The following is a 24,234-nucleotide window of genomic DNA, read 5'->3' on the forward strand; positions in this document are numbered from 1 at the left end:
GGGGGGGGGGGGGGGGTGCCGGCCGCGGCGTGTCAGCCGGGGGTGCCGGCCGGGACGACCCGCTGGAGGGTGCCGGCCGGGGCGCAGCCGCTACCGGGCGCCCTCGACCTCGCCCTTGACCGTGTTCACCTCGGCGATCTCCGCCGCCGGGATCTCCACGCCGGCCAGCGTGTCAGGACCCGGATCGGCCGGCCCCTGGCGCTGCGGCAGCAGCTCCCGCACGGCGTCGCGGTGCGGGGCGGCCGCCGTGTCGTCGTACGGATCGGGCGTGGCCGGCACCTGGAGCCGGTGCACCGGCCCGGCGCCCAGCCGCGCGTACCCCCGCCCCGGCGGGACCTGCGCCGTCGGTGTCGTGTGGGGCGGCACCCCCAGGATCCCCGTGATCTGCGGGATCGAGGCGGGGCCCAGCACCACCCGGGCGCGGGTGTGCGCGTACACGGCGTCGGACAGCAGCTCCAGGTGCTCGAACTGCTCGGCGACGACCACCGTCACGTGGGCGGACCTGCCGTGCCGCAGCGGGACCTGGAGCAGCGACAGGGGATCGGGACGCCCCTCGGCCGCGGCGAGGTGCCCGAGCACGCTGGGCCGGTCCAGCAGCACCCACAGCGGCCGCCGGGTGTCCTCGGGGGCCTGCTGCCCGGCCTGACGTGCGCGGTTGGCGGCGATCAGCCTCCGCTCGGTCTCCACGGAGACCCACTCCAGCGTGGCCAGCGCCCCCGTCAGCCCGCACTCCACGGCCAGCACGCCGGCGCGGCCGCCGAGGCAGGCGTACTCGCCGCTGCCGCCGCCCTCCACGACCAGCACGTCGCCCCCGTGGTGCAGGGCCTGGAGCGCGATGGAGCGCAGCAGCGTGGAGGTGCCGCTGCCGGGCTGGCCCACGGCCAGCAGGTGCGGCTCGGTGGAGCGGGCACCGGACCGCCACACCACCGGCGGGACGTCCCGGGTCTCCTCGCCGTCGGCGACGGGCAGCGTGCGCTGCACCCCGCCGGCGTCCGTGAAGCCCAGCACCACCTCGCCGGGGGCGGTGACGAAGCGCTGGGCGGCGATGCCCGTCGGCAGCGCCGCCAGCACGGTCATGTCGAGCTGGTTGCCCTCCTCGTCCCACTCGAAGAGGTACTCGCGGCCGCGCCCGGACTTCGCGGCGAGCAGCTGCTCGATGCGTGCCCGGGCCGCCGGCTCGCCGTCCGTGAAGTAGGCGGGGTAGCGGATGCGCAGCCGGGAGACGCGGCCGCCCTCGTCGAAGGCGTAGCCGCTGAAGGCCTTGTCCCACTCCCCGCCGTGGGCGAAGAGCGGGGCAGGGTCCTCGGGCACGGCGAAGTACGGCACGAGCGCCTCGTACAGCGCGCCCAGGCGTTCCGTCTCCGCGTCGCTCGGTTCCGTCTTCACCGGGGTGCGGTCCCGGCCCTGCCACGCGGCCGCGGCCATGAGCGCGACGAGGGCCAGCAGCGGCCCGTACGGGACGAGCGCGACCACCAGCAGGCAGGCCGCCACGAGGAACAGCGTGGGACCACGCTTGTCCTTGGGGGTGTCGGCCCACCTGCGCCGTGCGGTCGCGGCCAGCACGCGCAGGCCGCGCCCGACGGTGAGGAGCGGATGGATGACGTCCGTGGCGCTGTCGGCGGCCGTGCGCGCGATGTCGCGGCCCTTGGCCAGCGACGCGCTGCCGCTGCTGAGGATGCGGGGAAGTGGTCGCCGGGCCACGGGCGTCTCCTGGAGTTGTCTCTTTCGTGTCCTTGTGGGGCGGAGGATCAGAGCTTGATCCCGCCCAGCAGCGAGGCGATGCTCGCGGTGCTCGCCGTGATGCTCGGTGCGATGGCGGAGCCCGCGAGGAAGAAGCCGAAGAGTGCGGCGACGAACGCGTGCGACAGCTTCATCCCGTCCTTCCTGAAGAACAGGAAGCAGATGATGCCGAGCAGCACGACGCCTGAGATGTTCAGGACCATGAGAAGTTCTCCTGGTTGATGGGGACAGTCACCATGAGTTCTTCCAGGCTCACAGGAAGTATCTATGCGATAAAAGGTGCATTTGGGTGAATCCGTTCGGATTTCACTTGACCAGCCGCGTTCGAGTGGCGGGAACCGCCCCGCGCGGTGCAGGGGGTCACTCCCGGGTGATCTTTGCCTACGCCGGGTCCCGCCACGCCCCCGCCGGGGCAGTACCCTGTCGATTCACTCGTACGGACGCAGTGCCGTACCGCCCCAGACCCGCCCGGCCTGGGGAAACTCGTGCCAAGAGCGGCGGAAGGCGGCAGTGATGAGCGAGACCCCGGAGACCCCGGACGCCGACGTGGTGGAACTCGCCACCAAGATCTTCGACCTGGCTCGCCAGGGCGACGCGGAGTCCCTCGCCGCCTACGTCGACGCCGGCGTCCCGGCGAACCTCACCAACGACCGCGGCGACACCCTCGTCATGCTCGCCGCCTACCACGGCCACGCCGAGGCGGTCACCGCCCTGCTGGCCCGCGGCGCCGAGGCGGACCGCGCCAACGACCGAGGTCAGACCCCGCTCGCCGGAGCCGTCTTCAAGGGCGAGGAAGCCGTCATCCGGGCCCTCCTCGCGGGCGGAGCCGACCCGGAAGCGGGCACGCCGTCGGCCGTGGACACGGCCCGCATGTTCGGGAAGACCGCGCTGCTGGAGCTCTTCGGAGCCCAGTGAGCCGGAAGCCGGGCCCACGTCGCAGGGGAGGCCGTAAATGTGGTCGCGGCGTGCAAACCGGCTGGGTCATCATGGCGTCGGATCGGGACTCGACCCCGACATCACGGGGGGAAGCTCCGGACACTGACGAAAGGCTGAATGTGATGGTCCACATCAAGCGGAAGACGACTGCGGGCGCCCCGACATGCTGTTACGCGGCCACGTGAATCCCGTTTCCCGGTTGCGTCCCCAGCTTGATTTGAGGCCATTCCCATGTTCGAACCGTCCATAGCGCCAAGCGGCACCCTGCTCGGCCTCCTCCAGAGGGGCCGCGGCGACGGGACGCTGCACGCGCTCGCGGCGCCGCGCGCCGACGCGCTCGCGGCACTGAACCAGTGCGTGCTGAGCGACCCGCGCCGTGACTGGCAGGTCGAGAACCGCTCCCTCTACTACGCCCGCCTGTACGTCGACCTCGACGGACCCCTGGGCGCCGTCGAGGCCCACCTCTTCTCCGCCGACGACCTCCTCGACGACGACGAGAACCGCACCGGCCTCGCCCTCTCCGTCCTGGGCCACCTCGCCTCGTACGGCCGCGACGACGCGCTCATGCTGCTGCGCCGCTACGCCGCCACCGGCGCCAACTGGTCCTGGGCCCTGGACGAGCTCGCCGTCCGCGACGACGACGCCGGCCTGCGCTCGCTCGGCGCCCCCGTGCTCGCCCGCTTCCCGGAGACCCCGGAGGGCGCGGCGCGGCTGGCCGCCGCCGTACGCGACGCCTACGAGCCCCGCCCCTGGCGCCTGTGGGAGGAACTGCCGCAGTTCACGGCACGCCTCTCCGCCGCCCGCGAACAGGGCTCCTTCGACCGCTGGCAGCGCCAGATGACCCCGGCCGGCCCCCGCCCCGGCTGGAGCGTCGACGCCGTCTTCGAATGGGCCGAGCAGGGCCTGCGCCGCGGCACCCCGCTGCACGTGCCCGCCGCCCGCTGCCTGGCCGCCGTGGCCACCCCGGAGGACCGCCCGCGCATCCTCGCGGCGGCGGCGACCGGCACCGAGGCCGCCCGCGCCACCGCCCTCCACCACCTGGTCACCGCCGAGCCGGAGAACCCGGCCGTGCTGGACCTCATCGAAGCGGCCGCCGAGGACGACGCCGTCGTCGCCGCCTACGAACGCCTCCTCACCGAAGCCGCCGTCGACCGCGCCCGCGCCTGGGTCCACCGCCCGGACGCCCTCGGCGCCGCCGCCGGCCGCATGCTGGCCGCCCACGGCGACGCCACCGACGCCCCCCTCGTCCTGGGCGCCCTCAGGGAGTCGGTCCGCACCTCGGGCCCCGACGCCGCCGCCCTCTGGCCCCTGGTGGACGGCACGGGCCGGCTCCACATCGGCTGCGCGGCGCCGGTGCTGCGCCACATCTACCGCGAAACGGCCTCGTCCCACCTCCGCGGCCGCGCCGCGGCCGCCCTCTCCGCCACGGACCCGTCCTTCGCCACGGGCTTCGCCGTGGAGTGCCTGTGGGACTGCGAGGAGTCCACGAGGGAGATCGCGGCCCGCCACGCGGAAACGGGCGACGCCCGAGTGGTGGACCGCCTCCGCCGCCTGGCGGCGGACCCGGCGGAGGAAGAGGAAGTCCAGTCGGCGGTCCGCAGCCGCATGGACCCCCGAGTGGGCTGATCCCCACAACCCTGGAGCCCCCGCCCTTCACAAGAAGGGCGGGGGCTCCAGGGTTGTGGCTCGGGGCGGTGTCGGGGAGGTGGCCGGAGGGCGGTACCACCTGGGCGGTCTCAGGGAGGTGGACGTATCCGGGGCCGTCCGCCGACCGAGGGTTTCCGGGCCGGGGCACCCTGTCAAGGGCGCTCTGCTGCGCTACGCGTCGCCTGCGGCGATTCCACTTCGTTCCACCCTTGACAGGCCACCCCGGCCCGGAAGGCAAAGACCTCGGCGGACAACCCCAGGAAAGACGCCCAGGGGACCTCCCAGGCCCCTCAGTACCGGGCGCGTGACGCGGCGTCGGGGTCCGGCCCCGCCCCAAGGGCGGACGCGTCAGCGTCCGTAGGCCCTCCACTCGGCATGGCGGCCTCCGAGCCGGCTGTGCCCCTTCATAAGCCGCCCACGATCGCTACGCGCTCCTGTCGTCCAGGCGGCAGACCGCCGTCTTGGGTCGGACATAGGCCGCCCATGACTACTACGTGCTTCTCCCGTCACGCGACGACCGGGTTCGTTGTGGTTGAGGCCGCCAGCGATCGCTACGTGTTTCTGTGGTCTTGGCGGCCGGCGGTCCGGTCGTGGTGGGAGGCGAGCCGCCCCCGACGGCCGCGTGCTGCTCTTCCTGCGCGGCTGCCTTGTTCTCGCCCGCCAATTGCGGGAAATGGACATGGATCCGAGTCATCTCCGACCCCATCGCTCTTCCCGCCCCCAGGCGGCCGTCTGTCGCCGAGGTGGGAGAAGCGCGTAGCGATCGTGGGCGGCTTATGTCCAGCCACGGCGGTCCGGAGTCGCCTGACGGCAGGAGCGCGTAGTGGTCGTGGGCGGCTTATGTCCGGCCACAACGGGCCCGGTTGTCGCGTGACGGCAGGAGCGCGTAGCGATCGTGGGCGGCTTATGAAGGGGCACGGCCGGCCCGGAGGCCGCTGAGACTGGCGGGGGGCCTACGGACGGTGGTGCGTCCGCCCCGTGGGGCGGGGCCGGACCCCGGTACCGCGTCACGCACCCGGTACCGGAGTGCATGAGGTGTCCCCCTGGGCGTCTTTCCTGGGGGTGTCCGCCGAGGTCTTTGCCTTCCGGGCCGGGGTGGCCTGTCAAGGGTGACCCGGAGGGTCATCGCGCAGCGACGCGTAGCGCAGCGGAGCGCCCTTGACAGGGTGCCCCGGCCCGGAAACCCTCGGTCGGCGGACGGCCCCGGATACGTCCACCTCCCCGAGACCGGGCCGGGTGGTGTGGCTGTCCCGGCACCTCCCTGCCCTTCGCCCGGGTGATGCCGCCGTTCGGCCGCTCCTCCGACCCCGGTCGCCGAGCCCTACCTGACCGGTACGAACACCACCGGGGTCCCCGGGCGGGCCTGGGCCGCTGCGTCCAGGGCCCTGCGCGGCACCACTCCGACCACCGGGTAGCCACCCGTGACCGGGTGGTCCGCCAGGAAGACCACCGGCATCCCGTCCGGCGGCACCTGTACCGCCCCCAGCACCATGCCCTCGCTCGGCAGCTCCCCGGCCCCGATGGGCGAGCGCACCAGCGGCGGCCCGCCCTCCGTGCGCAGCCCGATGCGGTTGCTGGCCGGTGAGACCCGGTAGCCGCCGCGGGCCAGCGCCTCCGCGGCCCCCTCGAACCAGTCGTCCCGCGGCCCCGGCACGACGGGCAGCACCAGCTCACCGGGCGGCCCCACCACGGGCAGTACGTCAACGCCGGGGATCTCCCCGACAGCCCCGGCCGCCCCACCCACAGCCAGCTCACCCCCCACAGCCAGCGGCGCCGGCCCCAGCCCCGACAGCAGGTCGGCGGACCGGCTGCCCAGCACCTCCGGCACGGCGATACCTCCCCGTACCCCCACGTACGAGCGCACGCCCCGCACCGCCCGCCCCACCTCCAGGACCGCGCCCGCCGGCACCAGCACCGGCGCACCCCAGGCCGCCGGGCGCCCCGCCACGCGTACCGGGCAGGGCGCACCCGTCACCGCCACCGTGACCGGCGCCAGGGCCCTCAGCCCCACCCCGTCGAGGGTGGTCTCCAGCGTGGCCGCGCCGGGCGGATTGCCCAGCAGCCGGTTGGCCAGCACGTGGGCACCCCGGTCCAGGGCCCCGGACAGGGGGACCCCCACGTGCGCGTACCCGGGCCGCCCGAGATCCTGCACCGTCACCAGGGCACCGGCCCGCACCACCTCCAGCGCGGCACCGAGGGCACCCCCGGAGCCCGCCCCACTCGATCGAGTCATCCCACCGTCCCCGACCCCACTCACCCCGCCACCTCCCGGAACCGCACCCGGGTCCCCGGTGCGAAGAGGGCCGCCGGGTCACGACCCGGGTCCCACAGCACCGCATCCGTGCGGCCGACCAGTTGCCAGCCGCCCGGCGACGACCTCGGGTACACCCCCGCGAACTCGCCCGCCAAGGCCACCGAGCCGGCCGGCACCGACGTACGCGGCGTCGCGCGCCGCGGCACGTGGAACCGCTCCGGCAGCCCCGTCAGGTAGCCGAACCCGGGCGCGAAGCCGCAGAAGGCCGCCCGGAACTCCACGGACCCCATGACCTCCGCCACCGGCGCACCCCACAGCTCCGCGACCTCCGCCGCGTCCGGCCCGTCGTACCTCACCGGAACCACCACCTCGGGACCGGCGGCAGGCACCAGCGGCGGTACCTCCCACCCGGGCAGCCGGGCCGCCAGGGCGGAGGCGTCCGCCACACCGTCCAGCAGCACGGTCCGAGCCGCCGGCACGATCTCGCGAACGACCCCGAGCGTGCCCGCCGCCCGCCGCCGCACCAGCTCCGCGTGCAGCGCCGCCACCTCCTCCCCGGAGCCCACCTCGATCAGCAGCGCCTCGTGCCCCACCCGCAGCACCTTCACGCCCCCACCCCCACCGACGGCATCCGTCCCACCGACGGCCCGCGTCCCACCAGCAGCCCAAGCCCCACCAGCAGCCCAAGCCCCACCAGCAGCCCCCGAACCACCACCAGCCCAAGCCCCACCAGCAGCCCCCGAACCACCACCCGCACCCGCACCACCCTCACGCGAACCCCTCCACCCGCACCCCCACGGCCTCCAGCTCCCGCCGCACCCGCCGGGCCAGCTCCACCGCGCCCGGCGTGTCCCCGTGCAGGCACAGCGACCGGCCGGCCCCTGCGCCCACCAGTGCCAGGGCCTGGGCCACCACCGCCTCCGGCTCGTGCAGCACGGCTCCCGGCTCGGTGCGCGGCACCAGCGTGCCCGCCTCGGTGTACGCCCGGTCCGCGAAGCACTCCGGCACGGCCGTGAGCCCCGCCCCCGCCGCGGCCTCCAGCAGCAGCGAGCCCGGCAGTCCCAGCACCGGCAGGGCGCCTCCCGCGAGCCGGACCCCTTCGACCACCGCCCCGGCCTGCTCCGCGTCGTGCACGGTGCGGTTGTAGAGGGCGCCGTGCGGTTTGACGTACGACACGGCAGACCCCGCCGCCCGCGCGAACACCTCCAGCGCCCCGATCTGGTACGCCACCTCGTCCGCCAGCTCGCGGGCCGGCACGTCCATGGCGCGCCGTCCGAACCCGGCCAGGTCCCGGTACGAGACCTGCGCGCCGATCCGCACGCCCCGCTCCGCGGCCAGCTCGCACACCCGCCGCATGGTCGACGGGTCCCCGGCGTGGAAGCCGCACGCGACGTTCGCGCTGGTCACCACAGTCAGCAGTGCCTCGTCGTCGGTCAGGGTCCACCGGCCGAAGCCCTCTCCCAGGTCCGCGTTGAGGTCGACGACCCGTGGGACGGTTCCTGACGCGCCCGCTACGATCATGGAATCCATGCCGCGAGCGTAGGCCACGTACACACCGCATCCGCCCCGGCCACTCACGGCACCCGCCCCGAGCACACGCCGTACCCGCCCCGGCCACTCACGGCACCCGCCCCGGGCACACGCCGTACCCGCCCCGCCCACGCCCCAGAACAATCCATCCGAACCCTGCCGTTTGGGTCGTTGTCAGGGTGACCGCCTAATCTTTCCGTCGTGACGTTTCCTGCCCCGGCGAAGACCCTCCCGTCCCCGGCACCGGGCCCGGCCGCCGACGAGGGCCTGGCCCGGCGGCTCCGCGCGCTCGCGTGCACGGCCCCGCTGCACGACCTGGACGCCCGCAAGGCCAACCTGGCCGGCGAGTACACGGTCTACGCCATGGCCGAGGTCGCCCTCGCCGCGATCGACCTGGTCACCCTCAACATGGACTTCGACACGGGCGCGGACCACGAGCAGATAGTCACCCGCCTCCTGCCGCGCGTCGCGGCCCAGGCCCCCGGACGCCCCGCCGCCGAGCACGAGCGCGTGGCCCGCTGGGTGCTGGAGAACCTGATCAACGTCGGCAGCGTCGACCGCGGCTTCCGCGCGGTCTACGGCACCTTCGGCACCGACGGCGTCTACGTGCGCCGGGACTACGACTTCAAGCTGATCGAGGAGGTCCCCGGGTACGGCGGCACCGTCTACCTCCGGACCACCGACGAGGCCGTCAACGTCCTGGTCGGCGCCCTGGACACGGACGTGACCAGCGCCCAGATCGCCGCCGAGGTGAAGCTGGAGGTGCTGATCAGCCGCGGCCGCCTCGCGGACGCCCAGCTGGCCGCCGAGCAGGCCCGCTACCGCACCGTCCAGTTCGCCGAGACCCTCCGCAAGACCCTGGACGCCACCCGGCGGAACGTCCGCGCCGTCGACTGGCTCCAGACCGTCCCGGACATGATCGCCGAGGCGCTCGACCACGTGGCGGACCGCTACCGCCACGAGAACGCCATCCTCACCAACATCCGCAAGGCCCGCGACGAGGCCGAGGACCCCGAGAACAAGCGGCGCGCCGCCGAGCTGGTCGACATCGTCAAGGACTGCATCCGCCGCCACACGCAGCTCCAGTCCCGCCTCCTCGAAGCGGGCCCGCTGTTCCGGGCGGAGCAGGACCGGCAGGCCTTCGCCGCGCCCGCCGCCCGCGCGGGCATCGACCTGTACGGCCAGCTCCTGGCGCCCACCCTCCCGCTGCCCCTGGAGCAGGCGACGCAGGTCACGGACGCCTTCTTCGCCGCCGGCACGGGCCTGCGCACGCCGGTGTCCGTGCGCGTCGCCGACCTGGTCGAGATACTGCTCACCCCGCCCCTGGAGCGGGAGCACCTCGGCGCCGAGATGCCCGAGCCCGACCTGATCGCGACCCCGGACGACAGCCGGTTCAGCGAGGAGCAGCTCGCCGCCGCCACGGAACTCCTCGACCTGCCCCACGACGCCCCGCGCCGGCTGTCCGGCCTGCTGGCCGAGGCCCGGCGGCTCGACCCCGACCTGCCCTACCTGGTCGCGCTGCTGGCCGTACACGCCGCGAGTCCGGCCGTCGGCACCGCGTACCGGCAGGGCGAGGAGCGGCTGCTGTTCGCCGTGGACGACGGCACGCAGCTCGACGACCCGGAGTTCGGCGGTGCCGACCTGATCGTCGGCACCGCGCTGCTCGACGCAGCGGGCATGGCGGCCGACCGTACGGAGGCGGCGTGACCCCGTACGAGACCGCCGGCCGCCGCAGCGGGAGCAGCCGCGCCGCGGGCCTCGACACCGGCCCCGGCGCCGCCCCCGACACGGGCCCCGGCCCCAGCGCCACCCCCAGCCCCACCCCCGACTCCAGCCCCACCCCCAGCCCCGCCCGTACGACCAGCAGTCGACCAGCAGTGACAGCCAAGGAGCCCCAGCCGTGACCGACCACGCCGAGCACCCCGCGTGGAGCGACCCCGACGTCCCGTCGGACCAGGTCACCACGGCTCCCGCGGCTGCGGCCGCAGCATCCGCCGCCGTCACCCCCGCCGACGCCGCGGACGCGGCCCGGCTCGTCGCCTTCGGCCTCCAGCCCAAGCTGGCGCCCGCCCGCGACCACGAGTACGCCGAGCTGCTCCGCCGCTACCGCGAGGACCCCGCCTTCGCGCGCCTGGCCGACGCCGTCGCCACCGGGCTCGGTCTGGTGGTCCTGGAGGTCTCCACCCGGGCCGGCATGGCCGTGGCCGCGGGCGAGGACTCCGTGTTCGCGGTCCGGATGGGCGACTACGCGCGCCGCACCGCCGCCGACTCGGGCGACCGCTTCCTGCACGGCCTGGCCCACCTCGCCGTGGCCGCCCTGGCCTTCCCCCGCCCCGAGGACCTCGCCGACGACGGGTACATCGGCCGCATCACGGTCAACGGCGTCGACGCCTTCGTCCGGCAGGCCTGCCGCCGCCTGGAGGAGCGCGCCGAGGAGCTGGGCGAGAACTCCGACCCGGCCAGCGACGCCCCCGGCCTGGAGGCCGCCTGGCGCGTCTACGCGCGCCGCAGCGCCACCGGTGCCACCAAGGACGCCCGCCGCCTGGCCGGCTCCACCACGGGCATCGTCGGCAAGGCGGTCGCCTTCCTCACCGACTCCGGCTTCCTCCAGCGCACCGGGGACGACGCCGGGGGCGCGTACCGCACCACCGCCCGCTACCAGCTCCAGGTCCGGGACATGGCGGGCAGCGCCGCGATGGCGGAGCTGCTGGAGCTGGGCGTGGTGCCCGTCACGGACGGCTCGGCCAGCCTGCTGCCGCCACCGGAGGGCGACGACCTGGAACTGGCCGCGGACGCGGGCCTCCCGTTCCACGCGTAGCAGCACGGCCGCAGCCCGACGAGCAACCAGCCGCCGAGCACCAGCCCCCAATCCCCAGCCCCCAATCCCCAGCCCAGCCCCCCACCCCCAGCCCAGCGCCTGAGCAACCAGCCCCCAGCGCCTGAGCACCAGCCCCCGGCTCCCGAGCCCCGGCTCCAGAGCCCCCAGCCCCCGAGCGCCCCGCTCCCGCACCCAGCTCCCGCTCCCGCACCAGCCGCACGACCACCACCACGAGAGTCCGCCGCCATGTACGAGCTGTCCCGGATCCGCCTCTACTCCATCGGGCCCGCCGGCGCACGCTACGCCGACACCGTGCTCGACCTGCGCGGAGTCGGCGAGCCGGTGCCCCACCCGGCCCCCACGCAGGCCGAGTTCTTCGAGGAGGAGCCCGTCGGCCCGCCGCGCCGGCCGGCCCCCGCGGGCGTGCTCTTCCTGGAGAACGGCGGCGGCAAGTCCGTACTCCTGAAGCTGATCTTCTCGGTGATGCTCCCGGGCCACCGCAACACCCTCGGCGGCGCCAGCTCCGGCGTGCTCCGGAAGTTCCTGCTCGCGGACGACTGCGGGCACGTGGCGCTGGAGTGGCAGCACACCCAGACCGGCGAGTGCGTGGTCGTCGGCAAGGTCAGCGAGTGGCGCGGCCGCCAGGTCTCCAACGACCCGCGCAAGTTCGCCGAGGCCTGGTACTCCTTCCGCCCCGGCCCGGGCCTGAGCCTGGACAACCTGCCGGTCGCCGAGTCCACGGCGGTCCGCCCGCCCGTCGAGGGCGCCTCGGGCGCGCAGGGCCGGCGCCGGACCATGAAGGGCTTCCGCGACGCGATCACCGAGGCCGGCAAGGCCTACCCGCACCTCGACGTGTGCTGGGAGGAGATCCACGACCGCTGGAACGAGCACCTCACGGAACTCGGCCTGGACCCGGAGCTGTTCCGCTACCAGCGCGAGATGAACGCCGACGAGGGCGAGGCCGCCGGCCTCTTCGCGGTCAAGAAGGACTCCGACTTCACCGACCTCCTGCTGCGCGCCGTCACCGACACCCGGGACACCGACGGCCTCGCCGACCTCGTGCACGGCTTCGGCAACAAGCTGGGCCGCCGCGCCGAGCTGATGGCAGAGCGCGACTTCACGGCCGGCTCCGTCGACCTCCTCGGCCGCATCGTCGAGGCCGCCGACACCCGCGCCCGCGCCCGGGACATCCACGCGGGCGCCGAGCGCCGCACCCGTACCCTCGCCCGGCGGCTGTCCGCCCGGGCAGCCGAGGAGCGCGGCCGGGCCGCCGAGCTGGCGCAGGCCGTCACGGCCGCCGCCCACCAGGTCACCGAGGCCGAGGGCGCCCGCGGCCGCAGCTCCCTCGTGGCCGCCGAACTCGCCTACCGCCACGCCTCCCTGGCCCTCGCCGTGGCCGAGAAGGCCGCCGCCGCCCAGAAGCGTGAACTCGGCGACGCCCGCACCCTCCACTCGGCCTGGCAGGCCGCCGAGGCCGTGCTGCGCCACCGCGCCGCGGCGGACCGCTCCGCCCGCGTGGCCGCCGCCATCCGCGAGGCCGAGCGGGACGCCGCGCCCGCGCTGGCCGCCCGCGCCACGGCCGCGGCCGAGCTGGTACGCGCGCTCCACGCGGCCGCCGGGGAGGGCGAGCGCGTCGCCAACGAGGAGGAGGAGCGCTCCGCCGGGCTCCAGGCCGCCGGCGAGGCCGCCTACCGCGACGCGACGGCCGCGGCCACCGCGGCGCAGCGGGCCCGCAGCGAGGCCGAGCACCTCCGCCAGCGACTCGCCGAGGTGGAGCAGGAGACCGCCGAGGCGGTCCGCGCCGGCTGGCTGGACGACTCCGCCCCCGACGCCGACCCGGCCCGCGCCGCGCTGGCCGCCAGCGACGCCGAGAAGACCGCCGTCGCGGCCTGGGACGCGGCCCGCGAGGCGGCCCGGGGCGCCGCCGACACCGCCCGTGAGGCCGCCGCCGAGGCCGCCCGCGGGGAGCTGGCAGCCGCCCGCGCCGCGGACGCCGCGGACGCCGCCGAAGGCGCGTACGAGGCCGAGCGCCGCGCCGCCGCGGCACTGGCCCAGGAGCCCCGCCTCGCCGAGCTCCTCGGCCTCCCGGCCGCCGGCGACCGGTCTCTGCCGTCCCCCCGCCCCGCCGAGGACGGCACCGCGGACGCCGCCCCGCAGGCCCCCGGCGCCACCGCCGACGCCACCGACCCCGGCCACCCCGCCCCGCACCCGGGCCCCCTCACCGCCGAGGACCTCGACCGCAACGCCGAGGACCTCCAGCACCTCCTCGACCAGGGCGTCACCGCGGCCGAACGCCAGCTCTTCGAGCTGCGCACGGCCGCCGCCGACGACTCCCGCATCCTGGGCGCCCTCGGCGACGGGGGCCTGCTGCCGCCCGGCCCCGACGTGCTGGCGACGGTGGAGTACCTCGGCGAGCACGGCATCCCGGCCCTGCCCGGCTGGCGCTACCTCGCGCAGTCCGTGGACCCCGCCGACCACGCGGCCGTCCTCGCGGCCCGCCCGGAGCTGGTCGACGGCGTCGTCATCACCGACCCCGACAGCCACGCCCGCGCCCGTGAGGTGCTCGGCTCCGCCGCACTGCTGCCGCGCTCCGCCGTGGCCGTCGGCACCGCCGCGGCCCTCCTCGCCCCCGTGCCGCCGGCCGGGGCCGACGCGGGCGTGTTCCTCGTACCGCCGAATCCGGCCATGCACGACGAGCACGCCGCCGACGAGGAGCGGCAGGCCCTGCGCACCAGGGCCGCCGAGCGCGACGCCGAGATCCGCGAGCTGGCCGCCCGGCTCGCCGGGGACCGCGCCCTCGCGGCCCGCCTCGGCTCCTGGCGCACCGGCTGCCCGCCCGGCCGCCTGGCGGAGCTGGCCGAGCGCGCCCGCGCCGCCCGTGCCGCCGCAGAGGAGGCCGCCGCCGGGCTCGCGGAGGCCCGTACCAGGCGCGCCGAGACCGAGGAGGCGGCCGCCGACGCCGCCCGGGTCCGCGACGAGCGGCAGGAGGCCGCCCAGCGCGCCCGGCGCGCGGCCGACGCCCTCGCCGGGCTCGCGTTCCGGCTCCGCGAGCGCGCCGGCTGGGGCACCAGGCTGCGCGAACTGGCCGACGAGGCCGCCGAGTCCGAGGCCCGTGCCGAGGCCTGCCTGGAGCGCGCCCGCGCCGCGGACGAGGACCGCCGCGCCGCCCAGCGCGCCGCCGACGACGCCCGCCGCACGGCCCGCGCCCTGCGCGCCGAGCGCGCGGAGATCGCCGGCGCCCCGGACCCGGCCGCAGAGAACCCCGACCAGCTGCCCTCCCCGGACGCCGCCGAGGAGCGGCCGCGCGCCGCCCTCCCGGCCCTCCGCGAGGCCTACCGCGCCGCCTCCCAGCTGTACGAGAAGGTCGGCGTCGGCGCCGACCTGCGCGCCGAGCAGGCCCGCGCCGAGAGCGACGAGGGCGCGGCGCTGGCCGAGCTCGACCGGCTCACCAACAAGGTCCGCACCCGCGCCGCCCAGCTCCTGGAGGGCACCGACGGCGCCGACGGCCCGTCCCGCCAGGCCGCGGCCGCCCGCGCCGAGTCGCTCGTCCAGATGCTGGAGTCGCGTGCCTCCGCCGCGAGCGAGCAGCTCGGCCGGCTGCGCGGCGAGGCGGAGCGCCTCGCCCCCACCGAGGGTGAGGCGCACGTCGAGCTGACCGAGGAGCAGATCCCCGCCGACGTGGAGCGGGCCCAGTCCATGCTGCGCGCCGCCAGCGCCCAGCTCGCCGCCCACACCGGCGCGGTCGACAGCGCCCGCGCCGCGCACACCGAGCTGCTGGCCGCGCACCGGGCCGCCGAGGACGCCGTCGGCGGTTTCGACGAGACCGCCGCACTCCTGCGCGACCTGCTGCGGGACCACCATCCGGCCGAGGACGACGACCAGGAGACCGGCCCGTACCCGGGGAGCCTGGAAGAGGCCCGGCACTCCGCGGCCGAGGCCCGCCGCTCGCTGCGCGGCTGCTCCGCCGACCTCTCGGCCGCCGAGGCCGCCGTACGCGAGGCGAGCGACGTCCTCGTACGGCACGCCAACTCCACCCGCTACGAGCAGGTGCGCACCCCCGCGCGCCAGCAGATCCGGGAGCTCCCGGCCGCCGCGCTGCCGGAGCACGCCGCCTCCTGGGCCGCCGCGTTCGCCCCGCGCCTGCGCGTCCTGACCGACGAGCTGGAGCAGCTGGAGCGCAACCGCGACAGCATCGTGGACCGGCTCCGCGGGCTCGTGGAGTCCGCCCTGGCCACCCTGCGCTCCGCCCAGCGGCTCTCCCAGCTGCCGGAGGGCCTGGGGGAGTGGTCGGGCCAGGAGTTCCTGCGGATCCGCTTCGAGGAGCCCGACCAGGCCACGCTCACCGAGCGGCTCGGCGAGGTGATCGACGAGGCCACCCGCTCGGCGGTCAGGAAGAACGCCTCCTTCGGCGAGGGCCGCCGCGACGGGATGTCCCTGCTGCTGCGCGGCGTCCACGCCGCCCTCCAGCCGCGCGGGATCTCCGTGGAGATCCTCAAGCCGGACGCCGTGCTGCGTGCCGAGCGCGTGCCGGTGGGCCAGATGGGCGACGTGTTCTCCGGCGGCCAGCTGCTCACCGCGGCCATCGCGCTGTACTGCACGATGGCCGCGCTGCGCAGCAACGACCGCGGCCGCGACCGGCACCGCCACGCGGGCACGCTCTTCCTCGACAACCCCATCGGCCGCGCCAACGCCACGTACCTGCTGGAGCTCCAGCGGGCCGTTTCGGACGCGCTCGGCGTGCAGCTGCTCTACACCACGGGTCTGTTCGACACGACGGCGCTCGCGGAGTTCCCGCTGGTCATCCGGCTGCGCAACGACGCGGACCTGCGGGCCGGCCTGAAGTACATCAGCGTGGAGGAGCACCTGCGGCCCGGCCTGCCGGTCCCCGACCCGGAGGGCGAGCAGGTGCACGGCGAGATCACGGCCACGCGCATGTTCCGGCGCAGCCAGACGCCGGCGGAGTAGCCCGGCGCACCCGCACCGGCCGCGGGGCGGCCACCCGCCCCGGCGGGGAGGCGGCCACCCGCTCCGGCGGGGGAGGCGGTCACGCGCCCCGCGGCGGGTGACCGTGCACGGCTCCGCGACGCGGCGGTCAGGCTTCTTTCAGCCGGCCGCCGCGCTGCCGTATCCGGGCCGCCTTGCGCGCCCGCCGGCGTTCCCGACGCCGCTCGCGGCGCAGCCGCCGCGCCGTGCTGCTCGGCACCGAGACCACGCCGTTCCGCTGGTTCCACATCTGCCGGGTGACCCACACGTCCAGCACGCCCCAGGTGGCGACGACCGTGCCGGCGATCGCGCCGAGCACCATCGGGAAGGCCAGCCAGGACGCGGTGACCGTCAGGAGGAACGCGACCGACGCCTGGATCAGCGTGAGCGACACCAGCAGCACGGCCCGCACGGCGGAGGTGCGCACCGGATCCGGCAGTCTGCGCCGCCCGACCGGTTCCTCGACCCACAGCCCGCGCTGCCTCGGGACGCCGGGCCCCGAGCGGTAGCCGTAGCCGAAGGCCACCCCGGAGCGGTAGCCGTAGTCCTCTTCCTGCGTCGCGTACGCGGTCCCGCGGCCGGTCCCGGCCGCGCGCACCGCTTCGTACTGCTCCCTGCCCATGGTCCGCTCACTCCCCACCACACGGCTCCCCATGCCGTTCTGAACAGAAAGACGATTCACACCCGCTCGTGATTCCCGCCCGGGCGTGACGGAACGAAAGATTCCAGCCAACCGCCGCGAGGGGTGAACTGACGCCCCACCAGGTGTCATGTGCCACATTTCGGGCTGCTCTTGACCGGAAGTATCGGACAACTGGTGATCTTCGTCCAGGGCTCCGGCCGAAAACGTCCGGACACGCCTTCGAGTTGCCAGCGGGGCAGTAGTAGGCTCACGCCGTTTATTGACGGAACACCTACCCCGCACGCGGGGGTTGAGCTGGGGGAGGCCATGCGCTTTCGCGGGGGAACCATCCGCCGGAAGATCGTGGCGCTGCTGCTTGTGCCGCTCGTCTCCCTGACGGCCATGTGGGGCTTCGCCACCGTCATCACGGGCCGCGAGGCCGCCCAACTCCTCGACGTCGCCTTCGTGATCGAGAAGGTCGGCTACCCCGTCGAGGACGTGGTCCGGGTCATCCAGAAGGAGCGCCGCCAGAGCCTCGTGCTCCTCGGCGACCCGCGCGCCTCCCAGGAACTCGCCGAGCTGGCGCGCCGCCGCACCGCCACCGACAAGGTGGTCGCGAAGATCCGCCGCGACGCCCTCGACCCGGACGTCCAGGAGGAGCTGTCCTCGGACACCTCCCGCCGGCTGAACTCCATCCTCGACGCGTTCGAGGAGATCGAGGCGCTGCGCCGCTCCGTCGACCGCACCGAACTCGACCCCGACCAGGCCCTGGAGCTCTACAACCGGCTGGTCGACCCCTGCTACACGTTCCTGATGAACCTCCACGGCCTCGACAACGTGGAGATGGACAAGCAGGGCCGCGCCCTGGTCGGCATCACCCGCGCCCGCGAGACCCTGTCGCGCGAGGACGCCGTGATCGCCGCCGCGCTGGCCGCCCGCCGGGTCACCGCCCAGGACACCCGGACCGTCTCCGACCTGATCGCCAACCGCCGCCTGCTCTACGCCTTCAACCTCGAAGTGCTGCCCGGCGAGGAGCGCGAGCGCTTCGAGAAGTTCTGGCTCAGCCCCGAGACGCGCCCGCTGCGCGACGCCGAGGAGGGCTTCATCGCGCAGGGCCCCACCAAGCGCCCGCGCGCCGTGACCGCCGCCGAGTGGAAGGAGGCGACCGGCCAGGTCCTCGACAAGCTCGGTGAAATGGGCACCCAGGCCGGCGACCGCTACCAGCAGCGCGTCGAGCCCCAGGCCCACCTCGTGCTCCTCAAGGCCGCCATCGCCGGCTTCCTCGGCTTCCTCGCCCTGCTGGTCTCCGTCCTGCTCTCCGTGCGCATCGGCCGCGACCTGGTACGCGACCTCTCCCGGCTGCGCAAGGAGGCCCACGAGGTGTCCGGCGTCCGCCTGCCCAGCGTGATGCGCCGCCTCGCGGCCGGCGAGCAGGTCGACGTCGAGACGGAGGCGCCCCGCCTGGAGTACGACAAGGACGAGGTCGGCCAGGTCGGCAAGGCCCTCAACACCCTCCAGCGCGCCGCCGTCGAGGCCGCCGTCAAGCAGGCCGAGCTCCGCCGCGGCGTCTCCGAGGTGTTCGTCAACCTCGCCCGCCGCAACCAGGTGCTGCTCCACCGCCAGCTGACCCTGCTGGACACCATGGAACGGCGTACCGAGGACGCCGAGGAGCTCGCCGACCTCTTCCGCCTCGACCACATGACCACCCGCATGCGCCGCCACGCCGAGGGCCTGGTGATCCTCTCCGGCGCCGCCCCCTCCCGCCAGTGGCGCAAGCCGGTCCAGCTGATGGACGTGGTACGGGCCGCCGTCGCCGAGGTCGAGGACTACGAGCGCATCGAGGTCCGGCGGCTGCCCCGGCTCGGCATCGCCGGGCCGGCCGTCGCCGACCTCACCCACCTGATCGCCGAACTCATCGAGAACGCCACCGTGTTCTCGCCCCCGCACACCGCGGTGCAGGTGCTCGGCGAACGCGTGGCGAACGGCTTCACCCTGGAGATCCACGACCGCGGCCTGGGCATGGCGCCCGAGGCCCTGCTCGATGCGAACCTCCGGCTCGCCGAGACCCCGGAGTTCGAGCTCTCCGACACCGACCGGCTCGGCCTGTTCGTGGTCAGCCGCCTCGCCCAGCGCCACTCCGTCCGCGTCTCGCTCCAGACGTCCCCGTACGGCGGCACCACCGCCGTCGTGTTCATCCCGGCGCCCCTGCTCACCGAGGCGCCCGAGACCAACGGCACCGGCTTCCGCCTCGACAGGTCCGACCGCGACGAGCGCAGGGCCGTCGGCTCCGGCCGCGGCAGCGGTACCCCCGGCCTGCCCGGCGCACCGCGGCGGCCCGGCCTGGCCGGCGTACCCGTGCAGGCCGGCCCCTCGATGGTGCTGGACGGCCCGGTCGAGCTGGAGGCCCCGATCAGCGTGCTGGGCCTGGACGACGCCGAGGTGCTCGACGGCATCCCGGGCATCGACGACGCCCCCTCCCGCGGCGGCCTGCTCGGCGGCGCCCGCCCCGGCACGGCGGCGCAGGAACGTCCCGCCGGCGGCCCCGTACGGCTGGAGACCGCCCGCCTGGACGGCGTACCCGGCGACGGCGGCCGGACCGAGGGCCCGCGCCTGGAGGCCGCCCGTACCGACGCCGCCCGTACCGACGCCGCCCGGCCGGTCGCCGGCGGCCCCGTGCCGCTGCCGCGCCGGCGCCGCACGCCGACCCTGGTGGCCGACCACGGGCGCCGCGTCGACCCCCGCCCGGTGTCGGTCGTGCCCCAGCCGGCCCCCACGGAACCGGCACCCGTCCGCGAGGGCGGCCCGGCCCGGACCGCACGCCCGGCCTCCCGGGGCACCGGCCCCCAGGCCCCGGCGGTCCCGGACCGCGCCACCCTGCCCGCCCGCCCCGCGGGCGGCGAGCAGGCCCCCGGCGGCGAGCCGGCCACCGGCCCCGGCGGACTGCCCCGCCGCATCCGCCAGGCCAGCCTGGCACCGCAGCTCAAGGACGCGCCGCCGGCGCCCGCTCCGACCGGACCGGCCGACGACCGGGACGCGGAGGAAGTGCGCAGCAGGATGTCCGCCCTCCAGCGTGGCTGGCAGGCGGGCCGACGGCACAACGCCGGGCAGCCGCCCGGTCCAGCCCTGAACGACCCACGCAACGCAAGCAGCACATCGGAGGGGGACGGTCGATGACCGCACCGCAGACCGCAGCGCACGAATCCGGCAGCCGGGGCGACGGCCAGCTGAACTGGCTCCTCGACGAGCTGGTCGACCGGGTCGGCAGCATCCGCAAGGCGCTGGTCCTCTCCGGGGACGGACTGCCGACCGGCCGCTCCAAGGACCTCACCCGCGAGGACAGCGAGCACCTGGCCGCCGTCGCCTCCGGCTTCCACAGCCTGGCCAAGGGCGTCGGCCGCCACTTCGAGGCGGGCCAGGTCCGCCAGACCGTGGTCGAGCTCGACGAGGCCTTCCTCTTCGTCACGGCCGCGGGCGACGGCAGCTGCCTGGCCGTCCTGTCCGACGCGGACTCCGACGTCGGCCAGGTCGCGTACGAGATGACCCTGATGGTCAAGCGAGTGGGCGCCCACCTGGCGACCGCGCCGCGCGGCGGGGCCCCAGCCGGAGGGTGAGGCGGACCGCATGACGGCCACAGGTCCGATCCCCACCCCGTACCACCCCGAGGACCCGGCGGACGCGTTCCCGGCTCCCGAGCCCTCCCCGCCGGACGCGTTCCCGGCTCCCGGCCCGGAGCCCGCGGACGGGTCCGCGGGGGAGTACCGCGAGGACCCGGCGCACTGGTTCGACGACGAGGCGGGCCCGGTGGTCCGTCCGTACGCGATGACCCGCGGCCGGACCAGCAGCGCCGGCCGCCTCAGGCTCGACCTGATCGCCCTCGTCGTCGCGGAGCCCGACGAGGACCCCGACTGGGAGCAGACCCTGTCCCCGGAGCACGCCGACATCCTCGGCCTGTGCCGGACCAGGCCCCAGTCGGTCGCCGAGCTCGCGGCCGAACTCGACCTGCCGGTCGGGGTGGTCCGTGTCCTCATCGGCGACCTCGTCGACGACCGGCTGGTGCACGTCACCCGGCCGGTCCCGCCGGCGGAACTGCCCGACGAATCCATTCTCCGTGAGGTGATCGATGGCCTTCGGGCGCTCTAGCCGGCCCGCCGGCACCACCCCGCACACCGGCGCGGGCGGCCCCGCTCCGGTGGAACCCCTGACCCTGAAGATCCTCGTCGCGGGCGGCTTCGGGGTCGGCAAGACCACTCTGGTCAGCGCCGTCAGCGAGATCCGGCCGCTGCGCACCGAGGAGACCCTCTCGGAGGCGGGCCGGCCGGTTGACGACACGGTGGGGGTGGAGGGCAAGAGCACCACCACCGTCGCGATGGACTTCGGGCGGATCACCCTGCGCGACGACCTCGTGCTGTACCTGTTCGGCACGCCCGGCCAGGACCGCTTCTGGTTCCTGTGGGACGAGCTGGCGCAGGGCGCGCTCGGCGCGGTGGTGCTCGCCGACACCCGGCGGCTCCAGGACTGCTTCGCCGCCGTGGACTACTTCGAGCGGCGCGGGATCGCCTTCGTCGTCGCCGTGAACTGCTTCGACGGCGCCGACCGGCACCCCGCCGAGACGGTCCGCCAGGCCCTCGACCTGGACCCCGAGGTCCCGGTGCTGCTCTGCGACGCACGGCAGCGCTCCTCCGCGAAGGAGGTGCTGGCCGCGGTCGTGGAGCACGCCCTCGACCTGGCCCGCGCCCACCGGGCGCCGGCCCGCGCCTGACCACCGGCGGCGAAGGCCCGTACGCAGGGCAACGCGGCCCGTACCCCCGCCGACTGGGGTACGGGCCGCGTGCGGTGTCCAAGGAGTGTTCTCCCGCTGCGGGGGCCCGTCAAGCACCCTCGCTGCAGTCCGTGCCGGGATCACTCCGGGGAGCCACCGAGGGCCGGCCGGACTCCCCGCGGAGCGGACGGGCCGGACCGCTCACCGGACCGCCACGATCGCCGACCCGTGCCCGAAGAGGCCCTGGTTCGCGGTGATCCCGGCCCGCGCCCCGGGGACCTGCCGCCCGCCCGCCGTGCCGCGCAGCTGCCAGGTCAGCTCACACACCTGGGCGATCGCCTGGGCCGGCACGGCCTCGCCGAAGGAGGCGAGCCCGCCGCTGGCGTTCACCGGGATCCGCCCGCCCAGGGCCGTCGCCCCCTCGCGCACCAGCTTGGCGCCCTCGCCCTCCGCGCACAGGCCGATGTCCTCGTACCACTCCAGCTCCAGCGCGGTGGACAGGTCGTACACCTCGGCCAGGGACAGGTCCGCGGGCCCCAGTCCCGCCTCCTCGTAGGCGGCGGCCGCGATGGACGAGCGGAAGCTCCCCGGCGCGGGCTCGACGGCCACCGCGGAGTCGGTGCCGATGTCCGGGAGGTCGAGCACCGTGCGCGGGTAGGTCGGGGTCACGGTCGACACCGCCCGGATCCGCACCGGATCGGCCACCCCGCGGGAGCGGGCGAAGTCCATGCTGGTCAGCACCAGCGCCGCCGCCCCGTCCGAGGTGGCGCAGATGTCGAGCAGCCGCAGCGGATCGGCCACCACGGCCGAGGCCGCGACCTCCTCCGCCGTGACGGGCTTGCGGTACCGGGCGTTCGGATTGAGCGCCCCGGCCGCCGCGTTCTTCACCTTGACCAGCGCGAAGTCCTCCGGGGTGTCGCCGTACACGGCCATCCGCCGGCGCGCGTACAGCCCGAAGTACGCCGGGTTGGTCGCGCCCAGTACGCGGAACCGCACCCAGTCCGGGTCGTCCGGCCGGTCCCCGCCGGCCGGTGCGAAGAACCCCTTGGGCGCCGAGTCCGCGCCCACCACGAGCACCACGTCCGCCAGCCCCGCGAGGATCTGCGCCCGCGCCGCGCCCACCGCCTGGGCCCCCGAGGCGCAGGCCGCGTACACGCTGGTCACCCGCGCGCCCTGCCAGCCGAGCGCCCGCGCGAAGGTGGCCCCGGCGACGTAGCCCGGGTAGCCGCCGCGCACCGTGTCCGCGCCCACCACCGAGCCCACGTCGGACCACTCCAGGCCCGCGTCGGCCAGCGCGGCCCGCGCGGCCGCCGTCCCGTACTCGACGAAGCTGCGCCCCCACTTGCCCCAGGGGTGCATCCCCGCACCGAGCACCGCCACGTCGCCGCTCACGACCGCACCTCCACGGGCCGGAACCGCCAGGTGGTCCACACCGTGTCCGCGTCCTCGTCGAGCACGCCCGGCACCACCTCCACGGTCATCCCGACCTCCAGGTCGGCCGTGGTCACGCCGGGCTCCGCCTGTCCGAGCACCACCATCCGCTCCGCCTCCAGCTCCACGGCGAGCAGCGTGTACGGCTCCCAGGGGGTGTCCGGATCGGAGACGTACGGGGCAGGCGGGCGGTACCTGCCGTCGGTGTACGACCAGACGCGGCCGCGCCGCGACAGCGGCACCTCCGCCAGCTCACCGCCGGCGCAGGCCGGGTTGCGGCAGAAGGAGTCCTCCCGCGGGAAGAACACCGAGGCGCAGGCCGTGCACCGGGTGCCCAGCAGGCGGAACTCCTCCTCGCCCGACGCGAGCGTGACGTGGGTGAACCAACCGGCCACGACCGGTGTGCGTGTGCGCGCCAAGACCCCTCCCCGGCATCTGATCTGACGATACGTCAGAAGTCTGCCACGGGGCGGGCCCGCGGGTCAGCGGTTCTCCGCCAGCCACTTCTCGGCTGTCTCGGCCAGCTCGGCGTCCCGCCCGGCCAGCATCATCCGTATCATCTGCGCGTCGCCGCGCAGCGACCACGCGGGATGCCCGAAGGTCGCCGGGTTGTTCCCCTCGATCAGGTAGTGCGCCGGCCAGGCGGTGCCGTACCCGATGAGGGGGAGTGCCGCGGCGTACCGCTTCCGCCCGCGCGCCAGCCCGTACACCGTGACGGCCAGGCCGGTCAGCGTCCCCGCCAGGTGCAGCCAGCGGGTGGCGGCGCGGGAGTGCATGGCGACGTAGTAGGGCCAGAATTCCTCGTACGACTCGAAAGAGCGCTCTGCTGCCATGTCCCGACGGTACTGCGGCCCGCCGACAACGTGACCGGTACGTCGAAGGAGGTTTCGGGGAAGGGCTCGGGCCGGAGGGTGAAGTGCCACCACTCCTCGGGCAGGTTGACGAACCCCTCGGCCTCAAGGGCGTTCTTGAGTCGCATCCGCCCCGCCCGCTGCTCCGCCGTCACCCGGCGGTCGTCGGTGTGGGAAAGGGTGTCGAAGAGGTCGAACGCACCCCCCATGTCCACCTCCCGGCCGCCCCCGGCCGTGCCGCTGCCGCCCAGGCCCGGCAGCCGCACCAGCGTCACGTCCACGGTGCTGCCCCTGCTGTGCGCGGACCGCTCGGCGATGTACCCCAGCTCGAACAGCCGGCCCTTCTCCACCCGCGGGTAGAACTCCGCCTTGGTCCGCTGGTCCGCCGGATCCCGCGCCCACCGCACGAAGTGCGCCACCGCCCGCCGCGGCCGGTAGCAGTCGTACACCTTGAGTCCGAACCCCCGGGCCAGCAGCGCCCGCTGCGCCCGCGCCAGCGCCCCGGCCGCCTCCCGCGTGAGCAGGCAGACCCCCTCCTCGTACCCGTCCACCCGCACCCCGAGGAAGTTGTGCTCCGAGGCGTACCGCATGTCCTCGGCCACACTCGGGTCCACGTCCCGCAACGCCACGAGCCCGGCGGACCCCCCACCGGAGGCCCCGGCG

20 protein-coding genes are annotated in these 24,234 nt (G+C 75.4%); 10 read left to right on the forward strand and 10 right to left on the reverse strand.

What is annotated here, in order from left to right; translation table 11 throughout:
- Positions 1-90: 90 nt before the first annotated feature.
- The gene (locus ACIQUR_RS34820; protein WP_403673328.1) at positions 91-1,701 is read right to left on the reverse strand and encodes a hypothetical protein; all 1,611 of its coding nucleotides are present in this window, start codon (positions 1,699-1,701) and stop codon (positions 91-93) included.
- Between the two features lie 47 nt (positions 1,702-1,748).
- Complete coding sequence (locus ACIQUR_RS34825) at positions 1,749-1,943, reverse strand: hypothetical protein (protein ID WP_030199023.1); 195 nt, start codon at positions 1,941-1,943, stop codon at positions 1,749-1,751.
- Positions 1,944-2,253: 310 nt separating this feature from the next.
- On the opposite strand from ACIQUR_RS34825, the gene ACIQUR_RS34830 reads away from it, so the two are divergent.
- Together ACIQUR_RS34830 and ACIQUR_RS34835 are read left to right on the forward strand one after the other, a co-directional pair.
- Positions 2,254-2,655, forward strand: a complete 402-nt coding sequence (locus ACIQUR_RS34830) for an ankyrin repeat domain-containing protein (RefSeq protein ID WP_403673330.1) — start codon at positions 2,254-2,256, stop codon at positions 2,653-2,655.
- Positions 2,656-2,907: 252 nt separating this feature from the next.
- The gene (locus tag ACIQUR_RS34835; protein ID WP_403673332.1) at positions 2,908-4,302 is read left to right on the forward strand and encodes a HEAT repeat domain-containing protein; all 1,395 of its coding nucleotides are present in this window, start codon (positions 2,908-2,910) and stop codon (positions 4,300-4,302) included.
- A 1,342-nt stretch (positions 4,303-5,644) separates the two neighbouring features.
- Here ACIQUR_RS34835 and ACIQUR_RS34840 read toward each other — a convergent pair.
- The 3 genes from ACIQUR_RS34840 to ACIQUR_RS34850 form a co-directional block, all read right to left on the reverse strand.
- The gene (locus tag ACIQUR_RS34840) at positions 5,645-6,556 is read right to left on the reverse strand and encodes a biotin-dependent carboxyltransferase family protein (RefSeq protein WP_403673333.1); all 912 of its coding nucleotides are present in this window, start codon (positions 6,554-6,556) and stop codon (positions 5,645-5,647) included.
- Positions 6,557-6,576: 20 nt separating this feature from the next.
- Positions 6,577-7,185: an allophanate hydrolase subunit 1 gene (locus ACIQUR_RS34845; RefSeq protein ID WP_403673334.1), complete on the reverse strand. Its 609-nt coding sequence runs from the start codon at positions 7,183-7,185 to the stop codon at positions 6,577-6,579.
- A gap of 160 nt (positions 7,186-7,345) precedes the next feature.
- Positions 7,346-8,107, reverse strand: coding sequence for a LamB/YcsF family protein (locus tag ACIQUR_RS34850; protein ID WP_403673336.1), 762 nt, complete (start codon positions 8,105-8,107; stop codon positions 7,346-7,348).
- A gap of 201 nt (positions 8,108-8,308) precedes the next feature.
- Here ACIQUR_RS34850 and ACIQUR_RS34855 point away from each other — a divergent pair, with 201 nt between their 5' ends.
- The 4 genes from ACIQUR_RS34855 to ACIQUR_RS34870 all read left to right on the forward strand — a co-directional run bounded on the left by ACIQUR_RS34855 (position 8,309) and on the right by ACIQUR_RS34870 (position 15,890).
- A complete protein-coding gene (locus ACIQUR_RS34855) occupies positions 8,309-9,814 on the forward strand; it encodes a hypothetical protein (protein ID WP_403673338.1) in 1,506 nt (501 codons plus the stop codon).
- The gene (locus ACIQUR_RS34860; protein ID WP_403673340.1) at positions 9,811-10,011 is read left to right on the forward strand and encodes a hypothetical protein; all 201 of its coding nucleotides are present in this window, start codon (positions 9,811-9,813) and stop codon (positions 10,009-10,011) included. The genes ACIQUR_RS34855 and ACIQUR_RS34860 overlap by 4 nt, the downstream gene beginning before the upstream one ends.
- On the forward strand, positions 10,008-10,925 hold the full coding sequence (locus ACIQUR_RS34865) for a hypothetical protein (RefSeq protein WP_403673341.1): 918 nt from the start codon (positions 10,008-10,010) through the stop codon (positions 10,923-10,925). Before ACIQUR_RS34860 ends, ACIQUR_RS34865 begins: the two co-directional genes overlap by 4 nt.
- A 246-nt stretch (positions 10,926-11,171) precedes the next feature.
- Positions 11,172-15,890 (forward strand): hypothetical protein, encoded by a 4,719-nt coding sequence (locus tag ACIQUR_RS34870; protein WP_403673343.1) that lies wholly within the window; start codon positions 11,172-11,174, stop codon positions 15,888-15,890.
- 127 nt (positions 15,891-16,017) lie between these two features.
- On the opposite strand, the gene ACIQUR_RS34875 is transcribed toward ACIQUR_RS34870, so the two are convergent.
- The gene (locus ACIQUR_RS34875; RefSeq protein ID WP_403673345.1) at positions 16,018-16,530 is read right to left on the reverse strand and encodes a hypothetical protein; all 513 of its coding nucleotides are present in this window, start codon (positions 16,528-16,530) and stop codon (positions 16,018-16,020) included.
- A 327-nt stretch (positions 16,531-16,857) separates the two neighbouring features.
- Between ACIQUR_RS34875 and ACIQUR_RS34880 the strand changes: the two genes are divergently transcribed.
- The 4 genes from ACIQUR_RS34880 to ACIQUR_RS34895 are packed head-to-tail and all read left to right on the forward strand — an operon-like array spanning position 16,858 to position 21,289.
- On the forward strand, positions 16,858-19,704 hold the full coding sequence (locus ACIQUR_RS34880) for a nitrate- and nitrite sensing domain-containing protein (protein ID WP_403673346.1): 2,847 nt from the start codon (positions 16,858-16,860) through the stop codon (positions 19,702-19,704).
- Positions 19,701-20,141, forward strand: coding sequence for a roadblock/LC7 domain-containing protein (locus tag ACIQUR_RS34885; protein ID WP_399947304.1), 441 nt, complete (start codon positions 19,701-19,703; stop codon positions 20,139-20,141). Before ACIQUR_RS34880 ends, ACIQUR_RS34885 begins: the two co-directional genes overlap by 4 nt.
- Before the next feature lie 10 nt (positions 20,142-20,151).
- Positions 20,152-20,670: a DUF742 domain-containing protein gene (locus ACIQUR_RS34890; protein WP_403673349.1), complete on the forward strand. Its 519-nt coding sequence runs from the start codon at positions 20,152-20,154 to the stop codon at positions 20,668-20,670.
- Complete coding sequence (locus tag ACIQUR_RS34895; RefSeq protein WP_403673350.1) at positions 20,651-21,289, forward strand: GTP-binding protein; 639 nt, start codon at positions 20,651-20,653, stop codon at positions 21,287-21,289. The genes ACIQUR_RS34890 and ACIQUR_RS34895 overlap by 20 nt, the downstream gene beginning before the upstream one ends.
- A 201-nt stretch (positions 21,290-21,490) precedes the next feature.
- On the opposite strand, the gene ACIQUR_RS34900 is transcribed toward ACIQUR_RS34895, so the two are convergent.
- The 4 genes from ACIQUR_RS34900 to ACIQUR_RS34915 form a co-directional block, all read right to left on the reverse strand.
- A complete protein-coding gene (locus ACIQUR_RS34900) occupies positions 21,491-22,681 on the reverse strand; it encodes a lipid-transfer protein (protein WP_403673352.1) in 1,191 nt (396 codons plus the stop codon).
- Positions 22,678-23,139: a Zn-ribbon domain-containing OB-fold protein gene (locus tag ACIQUR_RS34905; protein ID WP_403673354.1), complete on the reverse strand. Its 462-nt coding sequence runs from the start codon at positions 23,137-23,139 to the stop codon at positions 22,678-22,680. Before ACIQUR_RS34905 ends, ACIQUR_RS34900 begins: the two co-directional genes overlap by 4 nt.
- Before the next feature lie 63 nt (positions 23,140-23,202).
- On the reverse strand, positions 23,203-23,553 hold the full coding sequence (locus ACIQUR_RS34910) for an Mpo1-like protein (RefSeq protein WP_403673356.1): 351 nt from the start codon (positions 23,551-23,553) through the stop codon (positions 23,203-23,205).
- Entirely contained in the window at positions 23,448-24,185 is a 738-nt protein-coding gene (locus ACIQUR_RS34915) for a M15 family metallopeptidase (protein WP_403673358.1), read from the reverse strand. The genes ACIQUR_RS34910 and ACIQUR_RS34915 overlap by 106 nt, the downstream gene beginning before the upstream one ends.
- Positions 24,186-24,234: the final 49 nt, after the last annotated feature.

Source organism: Streptomyces sp. NPDC101132 (genome assembly GCF_044759225.1).
Lineage (GTDB): Bacteria > Actinomycetota > Actinomycetes > Streptomycetales > Streptomycetaceae > Streptomyces.